The sequence below is a fragment of the Actinoplanes sp. NPDC051343 genome (assembly GCF_044455125.1).
GTDB lineage: Bacteria > Actinomycetota > Actinomycetes > Mycobacteriales > Micromonosporaceae > Actinoplanes.
Window position 1 is genome coordinate 77,742 of the sequence record NZ_JBITEL010000003.1, and the last position, 13,827, is coordinate 91,568.

Annotated in this window: 14 protein-coding genes; 7 read left to right on the plus strand and 7 right to left on the minus strand. The window is 71.7% G+C overall.

The window, feature by feature from the left end; all coding sequences use genetic code 11:
* Positions 1-107: 107 nt before the first annotated feature.
* A complete protein-coding gene (locus ACIA5C_RS10950) occupies positions 108-3,461 on the plus strand; it encodes a BREX system ATP-binding domain-containing protein (RefSeq protein WP_396053162.1) in 3,354 nt (1,117 codons plus the stop codon).
* On the plus strand, positions 3,458-4,639 hold the full coding sequence (locus ACIA5C_RS10955) for a hypothetical protein (protein ID WP_396053163.1): 1,182 nt from the start codon (positions 3,458-3,460) through the stop codon (positions 4,637-4,639). The genes ACIA5C_RS10950 and ACIA5C_RS10955 overlap by 4 nt, the downstream gene beginning before the upstream one ends.
* Positions 4,640-4,786: 147 nt before the next feature.
* On the opposite strand, the gene ACIA5C_RS10960 is transcribed toward ACIA5C_RS10955, so the two are convergent.
* Together ACIA5C_RS10960 and ACIA5C_RS10965 are read right to left on the minus strand one after the other, a co-directional pair.
* Positions 4,787-5,881, minus strand: a complete 1,095-nt coding sequence (locus ACIA5C_RS10960) for a serine hydrolase domain-containing protein (RefSeq protein WP_396053164.1) — start codon at positions 5,879-5,881, stop codon at positions 4,787-4,789.
* A 104-nt stretch (positions 5,882-5,985) separates the two neighbouring features.
* Positions 5,986-6,849 carry an SMP-30/gluconolactonase/LRE family protein gene (locus tag ACIA5C_RS10965; protein WP_396053165.1) on the minus strand — a complete coding sequence of 288 codons (864 nt, stop codon included), beginning with the start codon at positions 6,847-6,849 and terminating at the stop codon, positions 5,986-5,988.
* 75 nt (positions 6,850-6,924) lie between these two features.
* Between ACIA5C_RS10965 and ACIA5C_RS10970 the strand changes: the two genes are divergently transcribed.
* Both ACIA5C_RS10970 and ACIA5C_RS10975 read left to right on the plus strand, forming a co-directional pair.
* Positions 6,925-7,656: an SDR family NAD(P)-dependent oxidoreductase gene (locus ACIA5C_RS10970; RefSeq protein WP_396053166.1), complete on the plus strand. Its 732-nt coding sequence runs from the start codon at positions 6,925-6,927 to the stop codon at positions 7,654-7,656.
* The gene (locus ACIA5C_RS10975) at positions 7,628-8,428 is read left to right on the plus strand and encodes an N-acyl homoserine lactonase family protein (protein ID WP_396053167.1); all 801 of its coding nucleotides are present in this window, start codon (positions 7,628-7,630) and stop codon (positions 8,426-8,428) included. The genes ACIA5C_RS10970 and ACIA5C_RS10975 overlap by 29 nt, the downstream gene beginning before the upstream one ends.
* Here ACIA5C_RS10975 and ACIA5C_RS10980 read toward each other — a convergent pair.
* The 4 genes from ACIA5C_RS10980 to ACIA5C_RS10995 are packed head-to-tail and all read right to left on the minus strand — an operon-like array spanning position 8,387 to position 11,259.
* The gene (locus tag ACIA5C_RS10980; protein WP_396053168.1) at positions 8,387-9,157 is read right to left on the minus strand and encodes a carboxymuconolactone decarboxylase family protein; all 771 of its coding nucleotides are present in this window, start codon (positions 9,155-9,157) and stop codon (positions 8,387-8,389) included. The two genes, ACIA5C_RS10975 and ACIA5C_RS10980, sit on opposite strands and share 42 nt — an antisense overlap.
* Complete coding sequence (locus ACIA5C_RS10985; RefSeq protein ID WP_396053169.1) at positions 9,154-10,023, minus strand: NAD(P)-dependent oxidoreductase; 870 nt, start codon at positions 10,021-10,023, stop codon at positions 9,154-9,156. Before ACIA5C_RS10985 ends, ACIA5C_RS10980 begins: the two co-directional genes overlap by 4 nt.
* Complete coding sequence (locus ACIA5C_RS10990; RefSeq protein WP_396053170.1) at positions 10,016-10,384, minus strand: cupin domain-containing protein; 369 nt, start codon at positions 10,382-10,384, stop codon at positions 10,016-10,018. The genes ACIA5C_RS10985 and ACIA5C_RS10990 overlap by 8 nt, the downstream gene beginning before the upstream one ends.
* Positions 10,381-11,259, minus strand: a complete 879-nt coding sequence (locus ACIA5C_RS10995) for an NAD(P)-dependent oxidoreductase (RefSeq protein ID WP_396053171.1) — start codon at positions 11,257-11,259, stop codon at positions 10,381-10,383. The genes ACIA5C_RS10990 and ACIA5C_RS10995 overlap by 4 nt, the downstream gene beginning before the upstream one ends.
* Positions 11,260-11,313: 54 nt before the next feature.
* Here ACIA5C_RS10995 and ACIA5C_RS11000 point away from each other — a divergent pair, with 54 nt between their 5' ends.
* Entirely contained in the window at positions 11,314-12,156 is an 843-nt protein-coding gene (locus tag ACIA5C_RS11000) for an SDR family NAD(P)-dependent oxidoreductase (RefSeq protein ID WP_396053172.1), read from the plus strand.
* A gap of 2 nt (positions 12,157-12,158) precedes the next feature.
* Here ACIA5C_RS11000 and ACIA5C_RS11005 read toward each other — a convergent pair whose 3' ends face one another.
* Positions 12,159-12,575, minus strand: coding sequence for a carboxymuconolactone decarboxylase family protein (locus tag ACIA5C_RS11005; RefSeq protein ID WP_396053173.1), 417 nt, complete (start codon positions 12,573-12,575; stop codon positions 12,159-12,161).
* A gap of 112 nt (positions 12,576-12,687) precedes the next feature.
* On the opposite strand from ACIA5C_RS11005, the gene ACIA5C_RS11010 reads away from it, so the two are divergent.
* Together ACIA5C_RS11010 and ACIA5C_RS11015 are read left to right on the plus strand one after the other, a co-directional pair.
* Positions 12,688-13,353, plus strand: a complete 666-nt coding sequence (locus tag ACIA5C_RS11010) for a GntR family transcriptional regulator (RefSeq protein WP_396053174.1) — start codon at positions 12,688-12,690, stop codon at positions 13,351-13,353.
* Positions 13,354-13,441: 88 nt separating this feature from the next.
* On the plus strand, positions 13,442-13,825 hold the full coding sequence (locus ACIA5C_RS11015; protein WP_396053175.1) for an HPF/RaiA family ribosome-associated protein: 384 nt from the start codon (positions 13,442-13,444) through the stop codon (positions 13,823-13,825).
* The last annotated feature ends 2 nt before the right edge of the window (positions 13,826-13,827 follow it).

The window sequence follows — 13,827 nt, forward strand, 5'->3', positions numbered from 1 at the left end:
GACAGCCTAGCAAGCCCGGTCCACATCGGCCGGTGTGATTTCGATCAGCTCGTCGCATGCCCGACTTTGCCGTCCGCCGACCGTGTCGACGAGGTTACTGTCACCGGGTGCCCAGCCATACCGAGGCAGTTCAGGTGCGGTTGCTCGGCTCGGTCGACGTTGTCGTCGGCGGTGAGGCCCGTCCGCTGCCCGGGCTGCGACGCAAGGCGCTGCTGGCCGCGCTCGCGCTCGAGCGTGGCCGGATCGTCAGCGCCGACCGCCTGATCGACATCGTCTGGAACGACGAGGCGCCGGCCGGCCGGGCGAACACGCTCCAACGCCATGTCTCCTACCTTCGGCAGATGGTCGGCGGCCGCGACGCCATCGTGTCGCGCCCGCCCGGCTATGTGATGGACCTGCCGCCCGGCTCGGTCGACGCCGAGCAGGCGGCCGGCCTGGTGCAGCGCGCCCAGCAGTCGTCCGATCCGGACGCCCGGGTCCGCTGGGCACAGGAGGCGCTGCGGCTGTTCCGCGGTGCCCCGCTGATCGAGGTGAACGACCTGCCGTGGCTGCGCGAGGAGGCGCAGCGGCTGGACGGGCTGCGGGTGCAGGCGGTCCGGACGATGGTCGACGGCCGGCTGGCCCTCGGGCAGCACGCCGAGCTGCTGCCCGAGCTTCAGCGGCTGGCCCGCGAGTTCCCGCTCGACGAGCACGTGCACGGCCAGCTGATCCTCGCGCTCTACCGGTCGGGACGGCAGACCGAGGCGCTCGACGCGTACGGCCGGGTGCGCCGCACCCTCGACGACGAGTTCGGCATCGAGGTCGGCCCCGAACTGCGCCGCCTCGAGACGGCGATCCTGCGGCAGGACGCCGGATTGACCGTGCCGGTCAAGACGCTCGAGCCGGCTCGTGTGCCGGCCGTGGGCGGCTCACCGCTCATCGGCCGGGAGCGGGAGCTGACGGCGCTCAAGGACATGGTGGACAGCGCCGCCAAGGAGACCGGCGGGGCCGCGTTTGTCGTCGGTGAGGCGGGCATCGGCAAGACCCGGCTCGTCAGCGAGGTGGCCCGGTACGCCGAGGAGCGGGGCCTGCGTGTGCTCCGGGGCCGTGCCGCACTGCCTCAGGTGCAGTTCCGGGCGTTCACCGAGGCGCTGCAGTCGGCGGTGCGGCGGTTCGGTCTGCCGGCCGACGAGGCGCTGCCGGTCGACGAGACCCTGCTGCCGTACCGGTCGACCCTGGCGCGTCTGGTGCCGCAGCTGCGCAAGATCGATCCGGCCCACCCGACCGGGTCGGCGGTGATCCTCGGCGAGGCGGTGCTGCGGCTGCTCACGGTCCTCAGCGGGGGCGACGGCTGTCTGCTGGTGCTGGAGGATCTGCACGACGCCGATGCGGACACCCTCGCGGTGGTCGACTACCTGGTCGACAACGCGCATGCCGAACGGTTCCTGCTGCTCGTGACCTGCCGGCCCTACCCGCGGCCGGCCCTGACCGTCGCCCGGTCGGCCCGGCGGCGCCGCGCGGCCCACCTGGCCGAGCTGTCCCGGCTGGACGAGGAGGGCGTGCGTGAGCTGGCCGCGGCCTGCCTCGGCGTGTCCACCGGGCAGGTGCCCGAGCCGGTTCTCGCCCGGCTGCTGGGCAGCGCCGACGGCGTGCCGCTGCACGTCGAGGAGTTGCTCGCCGGGTTCGCCGACGAGGGCACGCTGAGCTGGGACGGCCGGGGCTGGGCGGTCAGCGGGCCGGTGGGCTCGGCGGTTCCGCCCAGCCTCGGCGAGACGCTGGCCGCCCGGGTCGACCGGCTCGGCCCGGCCGCCCGGGGCGTGCTGCGCTCGGGCGCCCTGTTCGGGCGGCAGTTCCCGGCCGCGGCGGCCGGCGCGGCCGCCGGGCTCTCCGAGGCGGAACTGTTCGACGGGCTGACCGAGGCGGCCGCCCATCAGCTGGTGTCCGTTCAGGACGATCCCGAGTGGTACGCCTTCCGGCACGCCTTGACCGCCGAGGCGTTGCGCGCGTCCATGCTGCCGACCGAACGGACCGGCCTCGCCCGGCGGGCGGCCCAGTTCCTGGCCGCGCCGGCGGTCGGCCGGTTCTACGGCAGCGACCAGCTCCTGGCCGAGCTGTGGAGCACGGCCAGCGAGCCGGCGCAGGCCGCCACCCGGCTGGCCGCGGCCGGGCGGCAGGCCGCCACCCAGGGCGCGGTCGCGACCGCGATCGTCCTGTTGGAACGGGCCCTTTCCATGGTCGATCGCGACCTGAGCGGCGAACTCGCGTCCGACCTCGGCGAGGCGCTCGTCGACGCCTACGCCGCGGCGGGACGGATCGGCGACGCGTACGCCCTGGGGGACCGCCTGGCCGTCGGCGTGCTGCCGGGCCGCCAGGCCTCGCTGCACCTGCACCTCGCCGACGTCGCGACCGCGGCCGGCGACTGGGCCGAGGCCCGGCGCCGGCTCGGCGAGGCGCGGCGGCATGCCGGCACCGACCCGGCGCGGTCCCTGGCCGCCCGCCTCGACGCGATCGAAGCGCAGATGACCGTCGGCGACGCGGCCCTGCCCGATCGGCTGAACCGCGCCCGGCGCCTGGCCGACCGGGCGCTCGCCACCGCGATCGACATCGGCCGGCCGGAGACCTCGTGCAGCGCACTCAACACGCTCGGACGCTGTGCCCGCCTGCGGGACCTGGCCGAGGCGGACGTCGTCTACGAGCGCGGGCTGACGATCGCGACGGCCCACGACCTGACCGGCTGGCGCATCAATTTCCTCTACCAGCTGGGCACCGACGAGGGCATCCGCAACGGCGACCCGCGGCGGCTCGTCGAGGCGCTGACGGTCGCCCGGGAGGCCGGTGCCGTCATCACGGCCCTCGACATCGAGCTGGAGCTGTCGGTGGTGCGGCTCTGCCGGGGCGAGACCGCGGTGGCCGCCGAGGGCGCGGCCCGCTGCGAACGGGACGCGATCCGGCTGCGGCTCGGCCACATCCGGCTCGAGGCGCTCGGCGTACGCATCATGGTCGCGGCCCACCAGGGGCAGCGGACGGTCGTGGCCGAGTTGCTGGAAGCGTTCCACGAGCTCGGCGGCGAGCGCGACGACCTGGCCAGTGCCGTGCACGGCTTCGGCGTCGTCTTCTGCCACCTGCACCACGACGATCTCGACCAGGCCCTGGCCGAGGCCGACCTGGCCGCCGAACAGGAGTCGCGCCGGCCCGCCGCGTACGTCTCCTATCTGCACGGACCGCGACTGTTCCTGCGGGTGCTGGCCGGCCGGGCCGGCGCCGCGGAATGCGCCAAGATGGCCTGCTCGGCGCAGGCGCAGGCGCGCTGGAACCGGCAGTTCGTGCCGCTCGCCGAGGCGGTTCTCGCGGGCCGGGACGGCCGGCACGCCGACGCCGAGGCGGCGATCACCGAATTTCTGAGGCTCTCCGAGCCTTACCCGCTCGCCCGCCGGCTGGGACTCCGGCTGGCCGGGCCGATTTCCGACAGGAGCACACCATGAAAATACGTATGGCCGGGGCTGCGGTCGCAACCCTGGCGCTCGTCGCCGCCGCGGGGGCGGCGACGCCCAAGTGGAACCTCCTGCCCGCGGTGCCGTTGCCCGCGGGTGCGAGCAGCAGCCAGCTGCAGGGCGTGACCGTCGTTTCCCCGCAGGACGTCTGGACCGCCGGTGCCTGGTGGGACAAGACCGACGTGCATCCGCTGATGACCCACTGGGACGGCGCCGGCTGGAAGACCGCCGACCTGCCGGCGCTACCGCACGACACCTACCTGGGCGGCGTCGACGCGCTCGGCCGCTCCGACGTCTGGGCGGTCGGCAGCACGGACACGAGCGTCGCGGCCAGTTCGCCGGGGGCACCGAGCGTGTTGCACTACGACGGTTCCTCGTGGCAGACCGTCCCGACGCCGGCGTTCCCGGCCGCGACCGACAACGACCTCGACGGCCTGGACATGCGCACCCCGGACGACGGCTGGGCGGTGGGCGAGACCTCGTCCACGACGCTGACGCTGCCGCCGCCCCCGAAGCAGCCGCTGATCCTGCACTGGCAGGGCGGCAAGTGGAGCGGCTCGGCGGTGCCGAAGTCGGCGGTCGGCTCGGGCGGGCTGGTCGCGGTCGCCGCGGCCTCGGCCGATGACGTCTGGGCGGTCGGGAGCCGGGCCGGTCTGTCGCCGGTCTCCCGGCTCACCTTCGGGCTGGTGATGCACTTCGACGGCAGCACCTGGTCGGCGGTGAACGTGCCGACGCCGCTCGGCACCTCGTTGAACGCGGTCGCGGTGGCCGGTCCCGGCGACGTCTGGGCGGCCGGCGAGATCTGTGTCTCCGGCTGCCGCGGGGCGGTCTGGCACCTCACCGCGGGCGTCTGGCAGCAGGTGCCGACGAGCGCCGCCGCCGATCTGCTGGCCGTCGTCGCCCAGGCGCCGGACGATGTCTGGGTGCTGGGCTATTCGCAGCTGCTCAGCGGCGACAAGGCCGACCACGTCGAGCACTGGGACGGCAAGCAGTTCACGGCCGAGGACACCGGCCTGCCGCCGATGACCGGAACGATCGGCAACAACGGCGAACTGGGGTCGGCCACACCTATCTTCGCGGCCGACAACGACGCCGCGAGCGGTGAGCTCTGGGCCGTCGGCTGGTCCAACCCGCCGTCGATCACCCCGCGGGTCATCCACCGCGGCTGAGCCGCTTCCGCGCCGTTTCAGCGCCGTTTCAGCCCCTCCTGCCACCGTGTTGTGCGCGCCGCGAGAAGTGGCGGGCCGGCCAGGAGGGGGGCCGGTCCTCCGATGAGGTCACCCCTACCGGACGGGGGGTGACCTCATCATGCGGTTCTACCGGCAGATGGACGCGTCGACCGCGTCGTCGACGTCGATGACCATCTGGTCGGTGGTCGGCAGGCCGGTGACCGCCACGACCGCGCTGCGCCCGTCGGTGGTGACCAGATCACGGCTCTCGAAGCCCTGGATATCGCCGCCGTGGCCCCAGGCATAGCCGCCGCAGGACAGGCGGTAGCGGGCGAGGCCCAGGCCGTACTGCCAGTCGCCGGTCGGCTCGAAGCCGGGTGCGGGCACGGTCGTCGTCATGGCCTTCTGCTGGGCCGGCTTGAGCAGCCGGCCACCGACCAGCGCCTCGAAGAAGGCCCGCAGGTCGCTGGGCGTCGAGACGATCTCACCGGCCGACCAGCCGAGGGAGGGGTCCATGTCGGTGACGTCGACCCACGGCGAGCCCGTGGCCACGGCGACGTAGCCGCGCGGGTGGGTGCCGCGGATGCGCTGCTCGCCAACGCCCGGCCAGTACGTGTCCCGCAGCCCGAGCGGCTCGATGACCCGCTTGGTGATCTCCTCGCCGATCGGGCGCTCGGTGACCTGCTCGACGATGAGCCCGGCGAGGATGTAGTTGGTGTTGCTGTACTCCCACTTCGAGCCGGGCGGGAACTCGGCGGGCCGGGTGAGCGCGGCGTCGAGCAGCCGGCGTGGCTCGTAGTACGAGTGCGCCTTGTCGACCAGGTCCTGCGGCTTGGTGAACAGAACGTCGTCGTAGTCGGGCAGACCACTTGTCTGCTGCAACAGCTCGCGGACGGTGATGTTGCCGCCGTTGGGCACGAGGCCGGGCAGGTAGTGCTCGACCGTGGCGTCCAGGTCGATGCGGCCCTCCCCGACCAGCTGGAGCGCGACGACGGCGGTGAACGTCTTGGTGTTGCTGCCGATGCGCACCTGGCCGTTGACGGGAACCCCGGGCCCCGAGGTGTAGTTCCGCACCCGGCCACCGGCGTCGCGGACCGAGGCCAGCGCGCCGGGGAAGCCGTCCTTGTTCACCAGGCTGTTCAGCTGGTGCTGAACCGGGTCCGGCCGGGCGCCGGTCGAGGCGGACGGGATGGCGAGGGTGGCGGCGGCCAGCGCACCGGCGAGCAGACGTGAGACGAGCATGGGGACCTCCTCGAAGGAATCGGTTGAACACCTTCGATCCTTCGAGAATCGGGGCCCGATCACGATCCCGCCTGCTGCCCGACCGGGGTACAGCCTGCGCTACCTCAGTCGATGCGCACCGGCAGCGCCTCGAGACCGACCTCGCCCATCCCGTCCATGGTCATCACGGCTCCGTCCTCGGGCCCGGGGTCGTCGAGGCCGCCCCGGCCGCTGGTCACCACCAGCCGGTCGCCGACCAGGCAGACGCTGGTCGGCTGCCGCGCCGGCACCGCGATCGTGCGGTCGAGCACGCCGTCGGACCGGTAGCGGTGAACGGCCGCTCCGCCGAACAGTGCAACCCAGAGATAGCCGGCGGCGTCAACGGTGATGCCGTCCGGCGAACCCTGGTCCGGGTTGATGCGCAGGAAGGGCGCCCGGCCGCTGAGTTCGCCGGTGGCCGGGTCCACGTCGAAGCGGTCCACGTGGCCGAGCGGGGTGTCCGACAGGTACATCACGCGGCCGTCGGGGCTGAACGCGGGCCCGTTCGCGATGGTCAGGTCGCGCAGCACCGTGTGCACGCGGCCGTCCGGGTCGAGCCGGTAGAGCGCACCCGCACGCGGACTCTGGTCGCATGCCATGCTGCCGGCCCAGAAGCGCCCGGCCGGGTCGGCCACGCCGTCGTTCATCCGCCACGGCCGGTCGGTCACCGGAGGCGGTGCGGCCAGCGGGCGTACGCGGTCGCCCTCGATCAGCGAGAAGCCGGTCCCGGCCGCCGCCAGCCACGCATCCGGCCGGCCCGAGACCGGCGCGACCGCGGCGAGCGGCACCGGCAGCTTGGCCAGTTCGGTCAGTGACCGGGTGCCGGCGTCGGCCGGGGCGCTCAGCAGGCGGCCGGCCGGGATGTCGACGAGGACGATGCGGTCGCCGACCCAGCGCGAGCCCTCGCCCAGTTCGAGCCGGTCCGGGGCCAGTATTTCCACGTGGTTCATGCCGGACGGTGTTGCCCTTTTTCCGCGGTCTAATCATCGCTGTTCCCGACCGTATGACTGTCATACAATGTGCGGATGGAGCTGAGCGCTATTGTCACCGGGGCGGCACGGGGGATCGGGCGGGACGTGGTGCTCCGGCTGCGCGCCGCCGGTTACCGGGTCGTCGCGGTCGACATCCGGCCCGCGGTGAGCGACCTGGCCGAGGCGGGCCGGGTCGTGCCGGTGGTCGCCGACGTGACGGCGGACGGAGTTCCACCGGCCGTGATCGACCGGGCCTGGACCGAGTTCGGCCGGCTCGACCTGCTGGTCAACAACGCCGGGCGGTTCCTGCGCCGCCCGTTGCTCGAGACCACCGACGACGACTTCGACGCGCTGTTCGCGGTCAACGTGCGGCCGGCGTTCCGGTTCAGCCGCGCGGCCCTCCCGCACCTGATCGACACGCGAGGGTGCATCATCAACACCGCCTCGATCTCCGGGCTCGTCGGCATCGGCAACCAGAGCGTCTATGCGATGACCAAGGGCGCCATCGTCCAGCTGACGCGGCAACTGGCCGTCGAGTGCGCGCCCCGCGGCGTACGGGTGAACGCCGTCGCGCCGGGCGCGGTCGACACCGATTTCATGGCCGAGGCCCGCGCCGCCGACCCGGATCCGGCAGCCAGCCTGGCCGCCACCCTGTCCAACCATCCGATCGGCCGGATGTCGACCTCCGACGAGGTGGCCCGTGCGATCGTCTTCCTGGCCGCGCCGGAATCGGGCGGCATCACCGGAACGATCCTGAGTGTGGACGGTGGTTATGTCGCCCGCTGACGAATACCAGGTCACGATCGTCAAGTACGGCACCCGGCAGACCGTCCGCAGCGACGTCTTCCTCAACTACCACCTCTACGACGAGCCCGACGGCCCGATCGGCATGGACTACTTCTTCTGGGTGGTGCGCAACGCTTTCCGTACGGTCGTGGTCGACACCGGCTTCTCGGCCGCCGGCGGCGCGCGGCGCAAACGGACCACGCTGATCGAGCCGGCCGCCGCCTTCGACGCGCTCGGCGTCGATCGGGCGGCCGGGCCGACGGTCGTCGTGACCCACGCCCACTACGACCACATCGGCAACCTCGACCTGTTCCCCGCCTCGCCGCTGGTCATCGCCCGCGCCGAGTACGACTTCTGGACCGGCCCCTACGCCGATCGCACGCTGCTGCACCACTCGGTGGAGGACGAGGAGATCGCGTCGTTGAGAACGGGCCGCCTGGAGACCTTCGACGAGGAGCTCGAGGTGGCGCCGGGCATCCACGCGATCCGCATCGGCGGCCACACGCCCGGCCAGTCCATCGTCACGGTCGACACCAGCGACGGCCTCGTCGTGCTCGCCTCCGACGCGGTCCACTACTACGAGGAATACGAACGCTCGATGCCCTTCACCCAGGTCGCCGATCTGGTCGGTATGTACGCCGGGTTCGAGCGGATCCGCGCCCTGGCCAAGCGCCACCTCGTCGCCGGACACGACCCGGCGACCCTGGGCCTGTTCACACCGGTCGAAGGCTCACTGCGCGGCCTCGCCGCCACCATCGGCGACCTCCGCTAGGAGAATGGGCGCGGCCGCCAGTACGCCGTGGATGCCGAGCACCGACGCGATCTCCATGACCTCGAGGATCTCCTTGGGCGTCGCGCCGTAGCCGATGGCGTTCTCGATGTGCAGCTTGAGCCCCTTCACGTAAAGGTGCGTCGCCGCCGTGTCGAAGGCGATGTAGATGAACTCCTTCACCTTCGGTTCCAGCGTGCCGGTGCGCCACGGCACCGACGAGAACTCGGTGTAGGCCGCGAACATCTCCGGGTCGAGCTCGAGCATCTCGTCCCAGAAGCTGTGCCAGTAGCCCCGCGTGCGGGTGAAGTCGACCTTCAGCCGTTCCTGCTCCTCGGTCAGCGGCGCCGGGCCGGTGCGCAGCCCCTTCTCGGTGAGCACCTCGACCAGGATCGGCACGCCGATGTTCATGGCGTGGATGCCGAGCGTCGCCGACAGCTCCAGCACCTCCATGATTTCCGCCGGGGTCACGCCCAATTGGAGTGCGGCCCGGATGTGCTGGCGCACGCCGGGAAGGAACATGTGGGTCGCGTTGGCGTCGACCGCGATGTAGATGAGCTCCTTGACCTTCGGGTCGAGCACGCCCGACCGCCACGGCACGGCCGAGAAATCGAGGTACGCCAGGAGGAAGTCGGGGTCGAGGCGGAGCACGCCCTCCCAGGTGTCGCTCCAGCTTCCGCGTACCCGGATGAACTCCTGCTTGATCTCTTCCTGCCGGGCCGTGAGGCTCATCGGGTCTGATCCTTTCGCAGCCAGTTGACGATTTCGGTGTGGTCGGCGCCGGCCTCGAGCACCTCGGCCGCCCGCGCCCAGAGCTCGGTGGCCGCCCGCCCCAACGGGTCCGGGGTGCCGACCTGCTCGGCGAGCCCGACCGCGATGCCCATGTCCTTGAGCATCAACCGCAGCCCGAAGCCGGAGTCGAACGTGCCCGGCAGGATGAAGTCGGGCCACTTGTTCTCGGTCGAGCCGCTGCGGCCGCTGGAGCGGTTGAAGATCTCCAGCATGACCTCCGGGTCGAGGCCGAACTTCTCGCCGGCCAGCATCGCCTCGCTGGTGACGAGCAGGTGGGTGGCGGAGAGCAGGTTGTTGAGGGCCTTCACGGCGTGGCCGCTGCCGACGTCACCCGCCCGCGTGGTCGTTCCCATGGCCGAAAGGACGGGCGAGACCCGGGCCAGGTCGGTCGGATCGCCGCCGGTCATGATGGTCAGCGTGCCGGCGCGGGCACGGGTCACGCCGCCGGAGACCGGCGCGTCCAGCAGCGTGACGCCGCGCTCCTTCAACTCGGCCGCGAGTTCCCTGGTGCGCAACGGTTCCGACGAGCTCATGTCGACGACGACCGTGCCGGGCCCGGCCACGAATCCCTCGTCGCGCACCGTCGCCGAGACGATGTCGGAGTTGGGGAGCATCAACACGACGGTCGCGGCACCGGCGACGGCGCCGGCCAGCTTCGGTACGGCGGTGCCGCCCGCCTCCGTGAGGGCGTCCCGGGCGTCGGCCGCCGGGTCGAAGCCGTTCACCCGGAACCCGGCCCGCACCAGCCGGGCCGACATCGGGCCGCCCATGTTGCCCAGCCCGACGAAGCCGACGGTCTCACTCATCGGCGACCTCCTCCTCCCAGCGTGTGGTGCCGAGCGAGATCGCGGTGTGCGACATGAACGAGCCGGGGGCGGCGCCGTGCCAGTGGCGTTCACCCGGCGGCACCCAGACCGTGTCGCCGGCGCCGATCGGGCGCGGCTGTTCGCCGGCCGTGCAGATCAGGCCGCGCCCGGACAGCACCTGGAGGATCTGGCCGTTCTCGTGGCGGTGCCAGAACGTGCGGGCGCCCGGGCTGAAGAACACCGTCGTGATCATGGTCCCGTCGGTGGCCGGCAGCACCGGGTCGAACCAGGCCTCCCCGCTGACCGTTGCCGGGCGCTGTTCCGACTCGGCCGACTCGGCCCGTCCGTGCACGATTCTCATGCGTCCTCCCCGGTGTGCAGCCGCACGCCGCCGGAGAGGTCCCCGATGGCGTCGACGACGGTGTTGCTGATCTCGTCGGCGTACCCGAGCGCGCGGGCCATGCCGAAGGTGGCGACCGGCCCGGCCGAGTTGAGGCTGGCGACGCCGAGCTTGGCCGCCAGTTCGACGTAGAGGTTGACGTCCTTGAGCATCAGCGAGTTGGTCAGACCGCCCTTGAGGTAGTCGCCGTGGATGATCTTCGGGAACCGGTTGAGCGTGGCGAAATTGACTCCCGAGCTCGCGTTGAGCACCGCCAGCAGCACCTCGAGGTCGAGGCCGGCCTTCTTCCCGGCGACCATCACCTCGGCCGTGGCCGCCAGCGCGGTCGCGTTCAGGAAGTTGTTGAGCAGCTTGACCGTGTGCCCGGCCCCGCTCGGTCCGCAGTGGAAGACCTTGGCCGAGAACAGATCCAGCACCGGGCGGGCCCGCTCGAGAGCCTCCGGCTCGCCGCCGACCATCAGTGTCAGCGCGGCCTTTTCGGCGGCGGCCGCGCCGCCGGAGATGCCGGCATCGAGGTACGCCGTGCCGCGCGCGCCGAGCAGCCCGTGGATGCGGGTCGTCGAATCCGGCGACGAGGTGGACAGGTCGACGACGATCTGGCCGCTTCTCGCGTGTGCTCGCAGCCCGTCCTCGCCGAGGACCACGGCCTCGACCACGCCGCTGTCGGGCAGGGAGAGCAGCACGATGTCGGAGCCGTCGGTCACCTCGGCCACCGAACCGGCTGTTTTCAAGTCGGCGGCGTGCACGTCATAGCCGAGCACCGCGTGGCCGGCCCGCACGATACAGGCGGCCATCCGGCCGCCCATGTTGCCGAGTCCGATGAATCCGATCCGCATGGCGGTGATTGTATGATCAGCCGACAACTTTAGCTAGTTTGCTGGGAGGCTCAAATGCGCGGTCTGGCTGGGAAAGTCGCCGTCGTGACCGGGGCGGCCGGGGGAATCGGGGCGGCGACCGCTCGCCGTCTGGCTTCGGAAGGGGTGCACGTCGTAGCGGTCGACCTTTCCCAGGCCTCCGCTCTGGTCGAATCGCTCGCGTCACCCGGTCTGGCCGTCAGTGCCGACGTCTCGACCCCGGAAGGCGTTGACGCCTACATGTCGGCCGCCGTCGCGGGTTTCGGCCGGGTCGACCTGCATCACCTCAACGCGGGCATCGCGGGGTCACTGACGCTGTTGCCCGACCTGTCGGTCGAGGAGTTCGACAAGGTGATGGCGGTGAACGTGCGCGGGGTTTTTCTCGGCGTGCGCGCGGCCTTCCGGCAATATGCGGCCCAGGGCGGTGGCGGCAACATCGTGCTGACCGGGTCGATCGGGAGCCTGCGGGGGAGTGCCGACCTGCTGGCCTATCAGACCTCCAAGCACGCGGTGCTCGGCATCCTGCGGGGCGCGGCGGTTTATGGGGGCCCGCTCGGCGTACGCGTCAATGCCGTGGCGCCGGGCATCGTCCCGACCGAACTCTTCGCCGCCACCCCCGGCGCCGCCGGCGGCAAGGACGACATGTCGCGCCGGGCGAGCAGCACGCCGCTGCGCCGGGCCGGGACCGGGGACGACATCGCCGGGGTGGTGGCGTTCCTGCTCAGCGACGACGCGGCGTACATGACCGGGGAGGTGGTCTCGGTCGACGGCGGCGCGAGCATCGTGAGCACCGTACGGCCGTCGGGGGGCGCGGGCGCGTGGGACTTCGCCGCCTACGACCGCGCCCTCTACGGCCGCGACCTCCCCGGCGGCCCCTGAGCTCAGCCGGTCAGTTCGACCGCGGCGTGCTCCTGCTCCTGGCGGACCTCCTCGATGACGCGGGCGGCGAGCCGGAAGGACTCCAGGGCGGCCGGTGCCCCGCAGTACGCCGCGGTCTGCAGCAGGACCTCCTGGATCTCGGATTCGGCGACACCGTTGCGCAGGGCGCCCCGCACGTGCACCGAGAACTCGTGGGGCCGGTTGAGCGCGGTCAGCATCGCAAGGTTGAGCAGGCTGCGGGTGCGGCGGTCGAGCCCCGGCCGCGACCAGATGTCACCCCAGCACGCCGCGGTCACATATTCCTGGACCGCGCGGGTGAAGTCGGTGGCCTGCGTCGTCGAGCGGTCCACGTGGGCATCGCCGAGCACCTCCCGCCGCACCCGGTCACCACGTTCGAGGCGGCTCTGGTCATCGCTCATGGACCGCTCCTCAGTTCGGTTTTACGTACGATCATCATACAATCTGCGGCCTTCATCGGAAGGGCCCGCCGCTTCTGTACGATTGTCAGGCCATCAGACGCGTGGAGGATTCATGACCAACGCCCCGTCGCTGCGGGTCGAACGCACCCCCGCGCCGGTCCGTGCCCAGCTGGTCGACAACCTGCGGCAGGCGATCCTCGACCACCGGTTCGCCCCCGGGCAGCGCCTCATCGAGCGCGAGCTGGTCGAGTTGACCGGGGTGTCGCGCACCAGCGTCCGCGAGGCGCTGCGCGAGCTGGCCGCCGAGGGCCTGGTGCAGACGATCCCCAACCGCGGCGTGGTCGTGGCCACGCTCGAGGCCGACGAGGCCCTCCAGCTCTATCAGGTGCGCGGCGTCCTCGAAGGCCTGGCCGGCCGCCTGTTCGTGGAGAACGCGTCCGACGCCCAGCGCAGGGCGCTGCAGAAGCAGATGGCCGTGATCGAGCGCCTGGCCGCCCGCGAGCAGTCGATTCTCGAGCCGAAGGACCGCTTCTACGAGATCCTCTTCACCGGCGGGGGCAACCTGGCGCTGCACCAGACCGCGAGCAGCCTGCACGCGCGGGTGCGCGCGCTGCGGTCGCTGTCGTTGTCCGTGCCGGGCCGCACCGACGAGAGCCTGCGCGAGCTGAAGGAGATCATGGCCGCGATCGACGCGGGCGACGCCGAGCGGGCGGCCCAGGCCTGTCAGCGACACGTGGCTCGAGCGGGCGCCGTCGTCGCCGAGGCGCTGGATTCCTGAGGGCCCGGGCGCCTGAAGATTGTTTCCGGTCCCCCGCGGCGGGGAAGAGCTAGGCGGAAGGGTGATTCGGTCGTTTTGAGGAGATGAGATGACTGCTGTGGCCAACCCCGCAACCGTCGGTGAGTGCCTGCGAGTCGGTGCGGGATTCTCGCAAGGGGACCGGAACTGGATCGCCGAGCAGTTCGCCACCCTTGACGGCCGCTTGGCGTCGTTCTACGCCGACACGACCGAGCTCGAGGTGTCGGTGAAGGACCGCGAGGCGAAGGGCCAGAAGGTCACACTGGAGTGCTGGATCGCCGGGCGGCAGAAGATCGTCACGACCTCGTCCGAGGAGGTCCTGCACGACGCGCTCAACGACGTCCGCGACGACCTGCGCCGCCGTCTGAACGACTCGAAGAACCGGCAGGAGCCGCGGCACAACCGCCACCTGCGGGAGCACGTCGAGCCCGAGTCCACCGACCTGGTGGAATGAGC

Coding starts and splice junctions, on each gene's coding strand:
- ACIA5C_RS10960 (WP_396053164.1), bottom strand. CDS start 5,881: ATGCTCGTCTCACGTCTGCTCGCCGGTGCGCTGGCCGCCGCCACCCTC.
- ACIA5C_RS10995 (WP_396053171.1), bottom strand. CDS start 11,259: ATGCGGATCGGATTCATCGGACTCGGCAACATGGGCGGCCGGATGGCC.
- ACIA5C_RS10990 (WP_396053170.1), bottom strand. CDS start 10,384: ATGAGAATCGTGCACGGACGGGCCGAGTCGGCCGAGTCGGAACAGCGC.
- ACIA5C_RS11015 (WP_396053175.1), top strand. CDS start 13,442: ATGACTGCTGTGGCCAACCCCGCAACCGTCGGTGAGTGCCTGCGAGTC.
- ACIA5C_RS10955 (WP_396053163.1), top strand. CDS start 3,458: ATGAAAATACGTATGGCCGGGGCTGCGGTCGCAACCCTGGCGCTCGTC.
- ACIA5C_RS11005 (WP_396053173.1), bottom strand. CDS start 12,575: ATGAGCGATGACCAGAGCCGCCTCGAACGTGGTGACCGGGTGCGGCGG.
- ACIA5C_RS10980 (WP_396053168.1), bottom strand. CDS start 9,157: ATGAGCCTCACGGCCCGGCAGGAAGAGATCAAGCAGGAGTTCATCCGG.
- ACIA5C_RS10970 (WP_396053166.1), top strand. CDS start 6,925: ATGGAGCTGAGCGCTATTGTCACCGGGGCGGCACGGGGGATCGGGCGG.
- ACIA5C_RS10965 (WP_396053165.1), bottom strand. CDS start 6,849: ATGAACCACGTGGAAATACTGGCCCCGGACCGGCTCGAACTGGGCGAG.
- ACIA5C_RS11000 (WP_396053172.1), top strand. CDS start 11,314: ATGCGCGGTCTGGCTGGGAAAGTCGCCGTCGTGACCGGGGCGGCCGGG.
- ACIA5C_RS10985 (WP_396053169.1), bottom strand. CDS start 10,023: ATGAGTGAGACCGTCGGCTTCGTCGGGCTGGGCAACATGGGCGGCCCG.
- ACIA5C_RS11010 (WP_396053174.1), top strand. CDS start 12,688: ATGACCAACGCCCCGTCGCTGCGGGTCGAACGCACCCCCGCGCCGGTC.